The following is a 13,146-nucleotide window of genomic DNA, read 5'->3' on the forward strand; positions in this document are numbered from 1 at the left end:
AAATCCCCGCTATCGCGGGGATTTCTTTGTGAGCCGGTTAGACTCACAACTCAGGTTAGATGCTTATGGGTCTGGCGCTCAGGCATCAAGCGCTCAGCAGATTAAGGTGCCAGCGCCTCACGGGTAAACTGATCGCCATCGCACTCGGGGCAGTCGGGGATCACCCCGGGGAATTCGATGCGCATCTCATGGCCGCAGCCGGTGCAGACCATCACCCCCTGACCCACTATCTCGCCGCTCTGATAATAGCCGTGATGTTTGAAGTCTTGGGTCACCTCGTGCCACTCCACCTGGCTCCTGTCGGTAATCTCACTCAACCAATGCCACAGGGTATTCTCGGCGGCGATGACTGTGGGGCTGTGGCTGAGATCCGTGGCGTTCTTTTCGGCCAGGTAGCTGCCGATATCACGCTTTAAAAATTCTTCCACCAGGGCAAGCTCCTCCTCCTTGGCCTGCTCTTTGAGCAGCAAGAACTCCTTACTCGCCGTGACGGTCTTATATAATTCCTTTGCAGTCATTGAGTTATCTTCAGAGAAATCCGATTTCACCTGCTCGAATAGGGCCTGGTAAAGCGCTAGCAACTCGGTACTTCTTTCACTCATGTTCTATACTCCTTCATGCGAACCTTTTTAATGACTCACTTCTAGTTTATTCTATGCAGATCTAACTCGCGCGCAAGATGCGCAAGATCAAATAAATAGGCGGCATGGCCGGGAATCATCAATGCAAGAGCAATATCTACCTTCAGAGATTGAAGCTAAGGTGCAGCAGCACTGGCAAGACACTAAAACATTTGAAGTAACCGAGGACGAAAGCAAAGAGAAGTTTTACTGTCTCTCTATGTTTCCATACCCTTCTGGCCGACTGCATATGGGCCATGTCCGCAACTACACCATAGGCGATGTCGTTGCCCGTTACCAGCGTCTGCAAGGAAAAAACGTATTACAACCCATAGGTTGGGACTCTTTCGGTCTGCCTGCTGAGAACGCTGCCATCAACAACAAGACGGCGCCAGCCCCTTGGACCTATGAAAACATCGATTACATGAAAAACCAGCTGAAGATGCTGGGTTTCGGCTACGACTGGAGCCGTGAGATCGCCACCTGTACGCCTGAGTACTACCGCTGGGAACAGTGGTTCTTCACCAAGCTGTACGAGAAGGGCCTAGTCTACAAGAAGACCGCCTCGGTTAACTGGTGTCCAAACGATGAAACCGTACTGGCCAACGAGCAGGTTCAAGACGGCTGCTGCTGGCGCTGTGACACCCAAGTGGTGCAAAAAGAGATCCCTCAGTGGTTCATCAAGATCACCGACTACGCCGAAGAGCTGCTGAACGACATAGACCAGCTGGACGAATGGCCAGAGCAGGTCAAGACGATGCAGCGCAACTGGATCGGCCGCAGCGAAGGCATCGAGATGACCTTCCAGGTCGAGGGTAGCGATCAGAGTTTCGACATCTATACCACTCGCCCAGACACAGTAATGGGCGTGACCTATGTGGCGATCGCCGCCGGTCACCCGCTGGCGCAGCAAGCGGCCGAGAACAACCCTGTGCTGGCCGAGTTTATCGAAGAGTGCAAGAACGCCGACACCACAGAAGCCGCCATGGCCGCCATGGAGAAGAAGGGTGTCGACACAGGCCTTAAGGCCATCCATCCGCTGACAGGCAAGCTGGTGCCTATCTGGGCCGCTAACTTCGTGCTGATGAACTATGGTACTGGCGCCGTGATGTCGGTACCGGGTCACGACCAGCGCGACTACGAATTTGCCACTAAGTATGGCCTGCCGATCGAAGGCGTGATCAAGCCTGCAGATGGCGAGCTGGATATCAGCGAAGAAGCCTACACAGAGAAGGGGATCCTGTTTAACTCTGGCGACTCATTCCCAGAGCTTGACGGCCTGGACTTCCAGGCGGCGTTCGATGCCATCGACGCTAAGCTGGCCAGCGAAGGCAAGGGTAAGCGTCAGGTGAACTATCGTCTGCGTGACTGGGGTGTCTCCCGTCAGCGTTACTGGGGCGCGCCAATTCCTATGGTCACCCTGGCCGACGGTACGGTAATGCCAACGCCTGAAGATCAACTGCCGGTGATCCTGCCAGAAGATGTGGTCATGGATGGTATCCAGAGCCCAATCAAGGCTGACAAAGAGTGGGCCAAGACCCAGGTTAACGGTCAGGAAGCCTTCAGAGAAACCGATACCTTCGACACCTTCATGGAGTCTTCTTGGTACTATGCCCGCTACTGTAGCCCTAAGGCCGACCAGATGCTGGATCCGGCCAAGGCCAACTACTGGCTGCCGGTGGATCAATATATCGGTGGTATCGAGCACGCCTGTATGCACCTGCTCTACTTCCGCTTCTTCCACAAGCTGCTGCGTGACATCGGCCTGGTTAACAGCGATGAGCCAGCCAAGCGTCTGCTGACCCAGGGCATGGTGCTGGCCGATGCCTTCTACTACACAGACGACAAGGGTGCCCGCGTGTGGGTATCGCCAAACGATGCCAAGGTTACCGAAACCGACGACAAGGGCCGTATCGTCAAGGCCGTCGACAGCCAAGGTCATGAACTGGTTTACACCGGCATGAGCAAGATGTCTAAGTCGAAGAACAATGGTATCGACCCGCAAGAGATGGTGGACAAGTACGGCGCCGATACCGTGCGTCTGTTCATGATGTTCGCCTCGCCACCAGAGCTGACCCTGGAATGGCAAGAGTCGAGCGTCGAAGGAGCTCACCGCTTCATCAAGCGTCTGTGGAAACTGGCCCATGACCATGTGTCACAAGGCCCAACTGTTGCCCTGGATGTTGCCTCACTCGATAGCGCTCAAAAAGAGCTGCGTCGTGAACTGCACAAGACCATTGCCAAGGTGGGTGACGATATTGAGCGTCGTCAGATGTTCAACACCGCCATCGCCTCTGTGATGGAGCTGATGAACCGTCTGCAAAAGGCGCCGATGGAGAGCGAGCAAGACAGAGCCCTGATGCAGGAAGCCCTATGCGCCGTGGTGCGTCTGCTCTACCCTATCATCCCGCACACCAGCTTCGAGCTGTGGCAGGCACTGGGTCACGAAGAGACGATTGAAAACGTGCTTTGGCCAGTCGTCGATGAGTCGGCGCTGGTCGAAGACAGCAAGCTGATCATAGTACAGGTGAATGGCAAGCTACGCGCCAAGGTAACAGTGGCCGCCGACGCCGACAAAGAGACGGTGGAAGCCGCCGGTATGGCAGAGGAAGGCGTTATCAAGCACACCGAAGGCAAGACGGTACGTAAGGTGATTTATGTACCTGGTAAGCTACTCAATATCGTAGCCAACTAATTGCCCGCTTTACTCGGCCACCTCTGGTGGCCGAGTCTTATCAAACATGGAAATAGATGGCTTAGCCTATGCTTATTAAACGCTTATGTTTTGCAATCTTAGCCCTCTCGGTGCTGCTTAGCGCCGGATGTGGTTTTAAACTTCAGCGCAGCTACTCGATCCCAGATTCTCTTAAGACGCTCACCCTGAGCAGCCAGGACGAATACAGCGAGCTGACCCGCCTGGTGCGCGAACGCCTGCGTCTCAACAGCATCGCAGTGGTGGAAGATGACGCCAGCGTGCCTACCGTGCGGATCCTCAACGACTCGCTGGACAGAAGCACCCTCTCCCTCTACCCCACAGGGAATGTAGCGGAGTATGAGCTCAACTATCATGTGCGTTTCGCGGTGCAGTATCCCGAGCGCGAGGCCAAGGCCTTCGATGTCGACATTCACCGCGACTACCTCGACGATCCCCGCACCGCACTGGCAAAGAGCCGTGAGATGGAGCTGCTCGTAAAAGAGATGCGCATCCAGGCCGCCGACCAGATCATCCAGATCTTGGCCTCTATCGAGACCAACTGATGCGCGTCTACCCGGACCAACTCGCCAAGCAGCTCTCGCCGCTCAAGCCCTGTTATCTCATCTTTGGTGATGACCCTTGGCTGTGTGAAACCAGCAAGCGGGCGATCTTCGATCAGGCCAAGCGAGAAGGTTTCGAGGAGCGCATAGTGCTCACTCAGGAGACTGGCTTTAACTGGCGTGAATTGCAGGATGAGTGGAATACCATGAGCCTGTTCGCCAGTCGCCGCATCATAGAGCTGCACCTGCCCCAGGCCAAACCCGGCAGCGAGGGCAGTAGCCAGCTACAGAGTCTGATGGCGCAGGTGAATCCGGATATTCTGCTGGTGATCACAGGGCCAAAGCTTGCTAGCGAACAGACCAAATCGAAATGGTTTAAGCAGCTGGATGACAAAGGGATTTATATCCCTTGTGCCACGCCAGAAGGGCCACAGTTTCAGCGCTGGTTACAGACCCGCATTCGCGAGGCAGGGCTAAACCTGACTCCGGACGCCCAGCAGCTGTTGCTGAGTCTGTATGAAGGCAACCTGCTGGCGGCGGATCAGGCGATACAGCTACTGATGCTGCTCAGCCCCAGCAGCCAGATCACCAGCGAGCAACTGCAAAACTACTTCGAAGATCAGTCCCGTTTCAGCGTGTTTCAGCTGGCCGATTGCCTGCTGGCTAATCAACAGGAGAAGGCCCAGCATATCCTGGCCCAGCTCCAGGCCGAGGGCACGGCCCTGCCGATACTGTTATGGGGCCAGTTTAAGGAGCTGACCACACTGTTACAGCTCAAGCAGGCCCAGGAGGCGGGAACGCCACTACAGAGTCTGTGGAGTCAGTTCAGGATCTGGGACAAACGCAAGGGACTATATCAGGGCGCGCTGTCGCGCCTGAGCCTAAGTCAGATAGAGACGGCTCTGGCCAGCGCCTCGAAGATCGAGCTAAAGCTCAAGCAGCAGGGGGCTGAGGATTGGACCGCCATGAGTCACCTCTGCCTGCTGTACGATCCCAAGGCCCACGCTCATCTTAGCCATATCGAACTCGGCTAGGGATAAGCAAGATGAAGATTGGCATACTGGGCGGCACCTTCGACCCCATTCACTATGGTCATATCAAGCCATTGCTTGAGGTACAGGCCGCCCTGGGACTCGACGAAGTCTGGCTGATGCCCAACCATATTCCGCCCCACAAGGACGGCACCAACACCTCGACTCAGCATCGCCTTGCGATGGCCCAGCTGGTGTGTCAGCAATACCCGCAACTCAAGCTGTGTGACATAGAGGCAAACCGCGACCAGCCCTCCTATTCGGTAGAGACCCTGAAGCACCTGCGTCAGACCCACGGCCAGGATCAACTGGTGTTTATCATGGGGATGGACTCCTTCGTCGGCCTGCCGACCTGGTATCACTGGCAACAGCTGTTCGACCTGTGTCATATCGCCGTCTGTCAGCGCCCCGGCTGGACACTTGCTGATGACAGCGAGATGGCCACACAGCTTAATACCCGCCGCGCAGACAAGGCGGGGCTTGATAAGGCAGCCGAGTCAGATTGCTACGCCGGTCTCATCTTCCCGGTGACCATCACACCTCAGCCCTACTCCTCTACCGAGATTCGCCAGCAGCTGGCCCAAAATCAGCTGGCGACCGATGCCATGCCGCAAGCTATCGCCGACTATATCGCCGCCCATCGGCTCTATCGCTAACAGCCAGATAACAAGGCTTCAACCTTTAGCCAAACTCACGCCGGTTAGGGTGCAGACAGGCATTTCGCGCACCGCTATTAGCAATTACTTTAGGGGCATAACCTGTTATACTGCCTCGCTGTTAAAAATGAATGAGGAATTTAGCGTGCAAAGCGCCGAGCTTAAACAGTTTGTAGTCGACAAGGTCGAAGATTTAAAAGCAAAAGATGTTGTAGTACTGGAAGTCACCGACAAGTCGAATGTGACCGACTATATGGTGGTCTGTTCGGGTACTTCTAAGACCCACGTCAGAGCGATCGCCGAGAACGTGGTACTCGAGGCCAAACGTGCCAACCTACATATCCATGGCGTCGAAGGCCGTGACAGCAGCGAATGGGTGCTGGTCGACCTAGGCGACGTGATTGTTCATGTGATGCAAGACAAGACCCGCGACTTCTATCAGCTTGAAAAGCTGTGGTCTGAAAAGCCAGCTTAATGAAGTTACAACTCGTTGCCGTGGGCACTCGCATGCCCGCCTGGGTCACCACAGGTTTCGAAGAATATCAGCGCCGTTTCCCCAGGGACATGGCGTTCGAACTTATTGAGATCCCTGCCGGCAAGCGCGGTAAGAATGCCGACATCGCCCGCATCTTGCACAAAGAGGGCGAACAGATGCTGGCGGCTATCCCTAAGGGAAACCATATCGTCAGCCTAGATCTACCGGGAAAAAACTGGACCACGCCCGAGCTTGCCACTCAGCTCAATCGCTGGCAACTGGACGGTCGCGATGTTAGCCTGCTTATCGGCGGCCCCGAGGGACTGGCCCCCGCCTGTAAACAGGCGGCGAATCAGAGCTGGTGTCTATCGGCCTTGACCCTGCCCCACCCCTTGGTACGCGTCTTGGTGGCCGAGAGCCTATACCGTGCCTGGAGCATCAACAACAACCACCCGTATCATAGAGAGTAGTGCGCCGCGCGATACTCGAGTCAATCGAGGGATAGACGATGATAGTGACAACCAACATACTGCCGGAGAGAGTATAATTGGCGCCACGTAAACGGATGGCCATGCATGATCATGCAGCCGAAGCCTCGCTGTTCAAACGCCGCGCCATCTTCACCTTTGGTTGTGTGATAATCCTACTGAGCATACTGCTGGGCAACCTCTATCATCTACAAGTCTTGTCCTACAAAGACTACGAGACCCGCTCCAACGACAACCGCATCCGTGTCGTGCCAGTGGCGCCAAGCCGCGGCCTGATCTACGACAGACACGGCCAACTGTTGGCGGAGAATCAGCCCTTCTACTCGCTGGAACTGATCCCCGAGAAGGTCAAAGACATTCCCGCGACCCTGGATGAACTCGCCAAGGTCGTCGAGCTCAGCAAGGATGACAGAGAAAGCCTGGTCGCCTCCCTCAAATACCATCGCCGCTTCAAGCCGATAACGGTCAAGAACCGCCTGTCGGAGGAGGAAGTGGCGGTCTTTAGCGTGAACCAACACAGATTCCCTGGCTTCTCCATCGACGCGGGCCTGAAACGCCACTACCCCTACGATGGGCTGCTGACCCATGTGCTGGGTTATGTGGGCCGCATCAACAACCGAGATCAGGCCGCATTGCAGCGCAACGGCCAGTGGCAAAACTACGCCGCCACCAAGGATATCGGCAAGCAGGGGATCGAAAAGTTTTATGAGAGCCTGCTGCACGGCATGCCGGGTCATCTCGAAGAAGAGGTCAACAATCGCGGCCGCACCATTCGCACCCTTAAATCTGTGGCGCCAGAGCCGGGCCAGGACATCTACCTGACCCTGGATCTTCAGCTGCAGAAGAAGGCGATGGAACTGCTGGCGGGTCGTCGCGGCTCAATCGTGGCTATCGATCCCCGCGACGGTGGCATACTGGCCATGGTCTCCAGCCCCAGCTATGACCCGAACCAGTTCGTGCACGGCATCAGCTCCAAGGCCTATAGCGATCTGCTCAACGCCCGCTCACGCCCTTTGATCAACCGCGCTACTCAGGGGCAGTACGCCCCGGCATCGACGGTGAAGCCTCACATGGCGCTGCTGGGCCTGGAAGAAAAGGTAGTGACCCCTAAGACCCGGGTGTGGGACCCAGGCTTTTGGCAGATCCCCGGTGTCGAGCGCAAGTATCGCGACTGGAAACGTTGGGGCCACGGCTGGGTCGATGTCAACGGCGCCCTGGTGCACTCCTGTGACACCTACTTCTACGACATGGCCTACAAGACAGGCATAGATAAGATCAGCAACTTCATGCAGCAGTTCGGCTTTGGCGAGCGCACCGGCGTGGACATCTTCGAGGAATCGGCCGGTAACATGCCATCCAAGGACTGGAAGCGCCTCAAATATAATCAGCCCTGGTATATCGGCGATACCATCTCGGTGGGGATCGGCCAGGGTTACTGGACCACAACACCCCTGCAGCTGGCCAACGCCACCGCCATCATGGCCAATAAGGGCGAACGTTTCGTGCCGCACCTGCTGAAGTCGATCAAAAATGATACCGTCAAGGTCGACACGCCGGTAGATAAGATGGCGCCCGTGGTGCTTAAGAGTCCACACAACTGGCAGATCATCAACGAGGCGATGAGAGATACCGCCCATAAGTCGCGCTTCGTCGACGCCGGCTATACCGCGGCGATGAAGACGGGTACCGCCCAGGTCTTCAGTGTAGCCGAAGATGAAAAGTATGACGCCGAAAATATCGACGAACACCTGAGGGACAACGCCTTGATCGTCGCCTACGCCCCCTATGAGGCGCCGCGTATCGTGCTGGCAGTGGTACTGGAAAACGCCGGTTGGGGTGGCGCCAACGCAGGCCCCGTGGCCCGCGCCCTGCTGGATGAGTATATGCTTCGCGACAACCTGCCCTTAGAAACCGCCGGGAGCCCACACAATGAACGCCCATAGCCATAGACCCAACATCTGGCAGCGCATGCATATCGACCTGCCACTGCTTCTTGGGCTACTGGCACTCATGTGCTATGGCCTGTTCGTCATCTATTCCGCCGGTGGCGAAGATATAGCGCTGATGGAGCGTCAGCTGATCCGCATGGGACTGTCGCTGGGGATCATGCTGTTTGTCGCCCAGATCAACCCCGAGGTGCTCAGGCGCTGGGCCTTCCCCATCTATATTGCCGGGGTGATCTTGCTACTAGGGGTGCATTTTTTCGGTGAGATTAACAAGGGCGCCCAGCGCTGGCTCAACCTGGGCTTCATGGAGTTTCAGCCCTCAGAGCTGATTAAGCTGGCCTTCCCCATCACCATGGCCTGGTATATCAGTAAGTTTCCCCTGCCGCCGAAGAAGCGTTATCTGGCCGGTGCCGGGGTAATTCTGCTCATTCCGACACTCTTGATTGCCAAGCAGCCGGATCTCGGTACCTCTATCCTGGTGGCGGCCTCAGGGATCTTCGTGCTGTTTCTCTCCGGCATGAGCTGGGCCATCGTCGGCAGCTTCATCGGCGGCGTGCTAGCCATGCTGCCTGTGCTCTGGTTCTTCCTGATGCACGATTATCAACGTACCCGGGTATTGACCCTGCTGGATCCGGAAAAGGACCCACTGGGCGCCGGCTACCATATTATTCAGTCCAAGATCGCCATCGGCTCCGGTGGGATCTGGGGCAAGGGCTGGCTCGACGGCACTCAGTCTCAGCTGGAGTTCCTGCCTGAACGCCACACAGATTTCATCTTCGCGGTTATCGGCGAGGAGTTTGGCCTGATCGGCAGCCTTATTCTGCTCTGCCTCTACCTCTATGTGATCGGCCGCGGCCTGGTGATCGCCTCGCGCGCGCAAACCAGTTTTGCCCGTTTACTCGCTGGCAGTATTACTTTAACCTTCTTTGTATATGTCTTTGTGAATATTGGCATGGTATCGGGGCTACTCCCCGTGGTCGGTGTGCCCCTGCCTCTCATCAGTTACGGCGGTACCTCTATGCTGACCCTGATGACAGGCTTCGGCATCCTGATGAGCATACATACCCATAGACGATTCATTGACCGTTAAAGGAAGACGATTTGAAACCAGTTTCAAAGCTATTTTTCACCCTGATGCTGGGCGGCGCCAGCTTGCTGGCCCAGGCCGATGACAAGGTGATCCCCCAAGAAGGTGATATCAGTGAATTGAAGACAGCCTTCACCGAGCAGCAACTCGGCGCCGGCTTCACCCAGGCAGAGATAGACAGCTTTCTCAGTAGCGCACAGTACAACCAGAAGGTGATCGACGCCATCACCACCCCTTGGGAAGCCAAGCCCTGGTTTCAATATCACCCCATCTTCCTGACAGATAAGCGTCTGGAAAAGGGACTGTCCTTCTGGCGCACCCATGATGCGACCATCGCCAAGGCGGCAAAGACCTACCAGGTAGATCCTGAGATCATCGTTGCCATTATCGGCATCGAGACCTTCTACGGCGGCTACATGGGCACCTATCCGGTGATAGACGCCCTCTACACCTTGGGCTTTCATTACACGCCACGAGCCGACTTCTTTCGCAAGGAACTGGCCCAGCTACAGACCCTGGCCAAAGAGGAAAAACTGGACCTGAGCTCGCTAAAAGGCTCCTACGCCGGCGCCATGGGTTATGGCCAGTTCATTCCCTCCAGCTATCGTCATTTCGCGGTGGATTTTAGCGGCGACGGCCGCCGTGACTTGGTCGGCAATCCGGTCGATGCCATCGGCAGTGTCGCCAACTATTTCCATCAACATGGCTGGCAGAAAGGCGCCCTAGTCACACTACCTTTGACCACACATCATCTGCCCGCGCATCTCAAAGCCTGGTCCGGTGAGAAGCTCTCCTATAAGGTTGCCGACATCCTGTCGCCAACCATCTCCCTGGCACAGAATGTCGATCTCGACGTGCAACAACCCGCACTACTGGTTGAGCTTGAGCAGCAAGACGGCAAAGACTACTGGCTGGGACTGAACAACTTTTACGTGATCACCCGCTACAACCGCAGCCCGCTATACGCCATGGCGGTGTATCAATTTAGCCAACAACTTAAAGATGCTTATGCGAAACAGTAACGCCCTGTCACTGCTCTCCTTCATCCTGCTACTGGTTTTGGCGGGCTGCTCGTCGCAGAGCGGCCGATATAAGATTGCCGACGACTTAGCGCCGACCGACGCGCCCGACGTCTCCAAGGTCGAAGATGCTCACCCTAAGTTTGAGCCCTACAGCCGCGGCGGCAACCGCAAGGAATATACGGTACTGGGCAAGACCTACCGGGTGCTCGACACAGGCAAAGGCTATCAGAAGACGGGCATCGCCTCCTGGTATGGCGCCAAGTTTCATGGTCACCTCACCTCCAATGGCGAGACCTACGACATGTATTCCATGTCGGCGGCCCATAAGACGCTGCCACTGCCGAGCTATGTGAAGGTAACTAACCTGGCCAACGACAAATCGGTAGTGGTGAGGGTCAACGATCGCGGCCCCTTCCACGATAACCGTATCATAGATCTCTCCTACGCCGCGGCGCATCGCCTGGACATGCTCAAGACGGGCACGGCCAAGGTGCAGCTCGAGGTGATCTACATCGAAAATCCCGAGTCGGTGGCTTTGGCCGCACTGCAGGAAACCAAGCTTCACTATGTGCAGGTGATCGCCTCCTCAGATAAGGGGCGCATCGATCATCTGGCACAGACCCTGGCGGACCAATATCAGGTGCAGACCCGTATCCAGCAGAGCGGCAACCTCTATCGCCTGCAACTCGGCCCCATAGGACGCCAGCAGATCGCCGCCCAGCTGCATCAGACACTGCAGCAAAACGGCTACCCCCAGAGCTATCTGGTGACAGAATAAGGTAACGACCCGAAATCGGTGCGCTTTTCCTTAAGATTAAGGAACCTTCACTGATTTCGATGGTCGACTAATGTTATACTCGCCCGACATAGCGCCCAAATTTTTGCATTCAACCAAAAGACGTGCCTTGATAATATGAAATTACTGAATCACAGCTTTAAAACACTCCTCCTTGTCTCCTCTCTCTCTATCACGGCAGCCAACGCGGCACCCGTTGTTACGCCTGATGCACCTAAGGTGGCAGCCAAAGCCTTTATCCTGATGGATTACAACTCGGGCCAGATCATCGCCGAAGAGAATGCCTATGAGAGCCTGAACCCGGCCAGTCTGACCAAGATGATGACCAGCTATGTGATAGGCCACGAGATCAAGGTGGGCAACATCTCACCACAAGACAAGGTGACCATCAGTAAGAATGCCTGGTCGAAGAATTTCCCCGACTCCTCCAAGATGTTTATCGAGGTGGGCAAGCAGGTCTCTGTCGAAGAGCTCAACCGCGGCATCATCATTCAATCGGGTAACGATGCCTGTGTCGCCATGGCCGAACATATTGCCGGCACAGAAGATGGTTTCGTGGATCTGATGAACTCCTGGGCCAAGCAGCTGGGCATGCGTGACAGCTACTTCGAGAACTCCCATGGTCTGGACTCGGAAAATCACAAGACCACAGCCTACGACATGGCGCTACTGGGAGCCGCGCTGATCCGCGACGTACCCGAGGAGTACCGCGTCTACTCGGAGAAGTCTTTCACCTATAACGGCATCAAGCAGTACAACCGTAACGGTCTGCTGTGGGACAAGAGCCTGAACGTCGATGGCATCAAGACGGGCCACACCTCTGGCGCCGGTTATAACCTGGTGACCTCGGCGACCAAAGATGGCATGCGCCTGGTGTCTGTAGTCTTGGGCACCGCCAGCGAGTCGGCCCGTAAGGCCGAGAGCAAGAAACTACTCAACTATGGTTTCCGCTTCTTCGAGACCATCACCCCCTACAAGGCAGGCGACAGCTTTGTGACCCAGAAGATCTGGTACGGTGACAGAGAATCAGTGGATCTGGGCGTGCTGACAGATACCCCTATCACCATCAGCCGTGGCCAGGCGAAAAACCTCGAAGCCAACTACGAGTTGAACAAGGAGCTGACCGCCCCTATCGCCAAGGGCGAGACAGTAGGCCGCATCTACTTCCAGCTTAACGGCAAAGACATTGCCCAGTTCCCGCTGGTCACCCTGCAAGAGGTGAACGAAGGCAGCTGGTTCAGCAAGCTGATGGACTACTTTAAGCAGATGTTTGCCAGCTGGTTTAACTAATTCCACAGCGACAAATGCATGAGATAGTAAAAAGTCACCTAAGGGTGACTTTTTTGTTTTTAGCCTCTCAGGCTTGAATTAGGTATAATAACCCCCATTTTATAGCCATTAAGTTAGGCAAGAGATAGACACCTATGTTAGACACCAAATTTCATGAACTCCTAGACTTCCCCGCGGCCTTCCCTTTCAAAGTCGTGGGCGACGCCAGAGACACACTCGCCGATGACGTTGTTGCCGTTGTGCAGCGTCACGTGCCAGGCGACTATATGCCAACCTCCAGGGCCTCAAGCAAAGGCAGCTATCATTCGATCACCGTCAAGGTAACGGTTCACAGTAAAGAGCAGATCGAACTGCTTTACATCGAGTTAGCGGCTATCGAAGGGGTTAAGCGCGTCCTCTAAGATGCGCCCTCCTGGTAGGAAATGTGATCTACCTTACATTTCCTGATTTCGCGCGTATAATAGGCGCACTTAAACGCTG

13 protein-coding genes are annotated in these 13,146 nt (G+C 55.6%); 12 read left to right on the top strand and 1 reads right to left on the bottom strand.

Features of this window, described 5'->3' with window-relative positions; genetic code table 11:
- Positions 1-101: 101 nt before the first annotated feature.
- Positions 102-602, bottom strand: a complete 501-nt coding sequence (locus K0I63_RS15180; protein ID WP_011866725.1) for a zinc ribbon-containing protein — start codon at positions 600-602, stop codon at positions 102-104.
- A gap of 121 nt (positions 603-723) precedes the next feature.
- On the opposite strand from K0I63_RS15180, the gene leuS reads away from it, so the two are divergent.
- The 12 genes from leuS (at position 724) to ybeD (ending at position 13,067) form a co-directional block, all read left to right on the top strand.
- On the top strand, positions 724-3,315 hold the full coding sequence (leuS, locus tag K0I63_RS15185; RefSeq protein ID WP_220081558.1) for a leucine--tRNA ligase: 2,592 nt from the start codon (positions 724-726) through the stop codon (positions 3,313-3,315).
- A gap of 68 nt (positions 3,316-3,383) precedes the next feature.
- Positions 3,384-3,878, top strand: coding sequence for an LPS-assembly lipoprotein LptE (locus tag K0I63_RS15190; protein WP_220081559.1), 495 nt, complete (start codon positions 3,384-3,386; stop codon positions 3,876-3,878).
- On the top strand, positions 3,878-4,909 hold the full coding sequence (gene holA / locus K0I63_RS15195; protein WP_220081560.1) for a DNA polymerase III subunit delta: 1,032 nt from the start codon (positions 3,878-3,880) through the stop codon (positions 4,907-4,909). The genes K0I63_RS15190 and holA overlap by 1 nt, the downstream gene beginning before the upstream one ends.
- A gap of 11 nt (positions 4,910-4,920) precedes the next feature.
- A complete protein-coding gene (nadD, locus tag K0I63_RS15200) occupies positions 4,921-5,562 on the top strand; it encodes a nicotinate-nucleotide adenylyltransferase (protein WP_220081561.1) in 642 nt (213 codons plus the stop codon).
- A 145-nt stretch (positions 5,563-5,707) separates the two neighbouring features.
- Positions 5,708-6,037: a ribosome silencing factor gene (gene rsfS, locus K0I63_RS15205; RefSeq protein WP_041407387.1), complete on the top strand. Its 330-nt coding sequence runs from the start codon at positions 5,708-5,710 to the stop codon at positions 6,035-6,037.
- A complete protein-coding gene (gene rlmH, locus K0I63_RS15210; RefSeq protein ID WP_041509028.1) occupies positions 6,037-6,507 on the top strand; it encodes a 23S rRNA (pseudouridine(1915)-N(3))-methyltransferase RlmH in 471 nt (156 codons plus the stop codon). Before rsfS ends, rlmH begins: the two co-directional genes overlap by 1 nt.
- A gap of 77 nt (positions 6,508-6,584) precedes the next feature.
- The gene (mrdA, locus tag K0I63_RS15215) at positions 6,585-8,468 is read left to right on the top strand and encodes a penicillin-binding protein 2 (RefSeq protein ID WP_220081562.1); all 1,884 of its coding nucleotides are present in this window, start codon (positions 6,585-6,587) and stop codon (positions 8,466-8,468) included.
- The gene (rodA, locus tag K0I63_RS15220; protein WP_220081563.1) at positions 8,455-9,561 is read left to right on the top strand and encodes a rod shape-determining protein RodA; all 1,107 of its coding nucleotides are present in this window, start codon (positions 8,455-8,457) and stop codon (positions 9,559-9,561) included. Before mrdA ends, rodA begins: the two co-directional genes overlap by 14 nt.
- 11 nt (positions 9,562-9,572) lie before the next feature.
- Positions 9,573-10,580, top strand: a complete 1,008-nt coding sequence (mltB, locus tag K0I63_RS15225) for a lytic murein transglycosylase B (protein WP_220081564.1) — start codon at positions 9,573-9,575, stop codon at positions 10,578-10,580.
- A complete protein-coding gene (locus tag K0I63_RS15230) occupies positions 10,561-11,358 on the top strand; it encodes a septal ring lytic transglycosylase RlpA family protein (protein ID WP_220081565.1) in 798 nt (265 codons plus the stop codon). Before mltB ends, K0I63_RS15230 begins: the two co-directional genes overlap by 20 nt.
- A gap of 135 nt (positions 11,359-11,493) precedes the next feature.
- The gene (locus tag K0I63_RS15235) at positions 11,494-12,666 is read left to right on the top strand and encodes a serine hydrolase (protein ID WP_011866736.1); all 1,173 of its coding nucleotides are present in this window, start codon (positions 11,494-11,496) and stop codon (positions 12,664-12,666) included.
- A gap of 134 nt (positions 12,667-12,800) precedes the next feature.
- The gene (gene ybeD / locus K0I63_RS15240; RefSeq protein WP_011866737.1) at positions 12,801-13,067 is read left to right on the top strand and encodes a DUF493 family protein YbeD; all 267 of its coding nucleotides are present in this window, start codon (positions 12,801-12,803) and stop codon (positions 13,065-13,067) included.
- The last annotated feature ends 79 nt before the right edge of the window (positions 13,068-13,146 follow it).

The organism is Shewanella rhizosphaerae, assembly GCF_019457655.1.
In the GTDB taxonomy this organism is placed as follows: domain Bacteria; phylum Pseudomonadota; class Gammaproteobacteria; order Enterobacterales; family Shewanellaceae; genus Shewanella; species Shewanella loihica.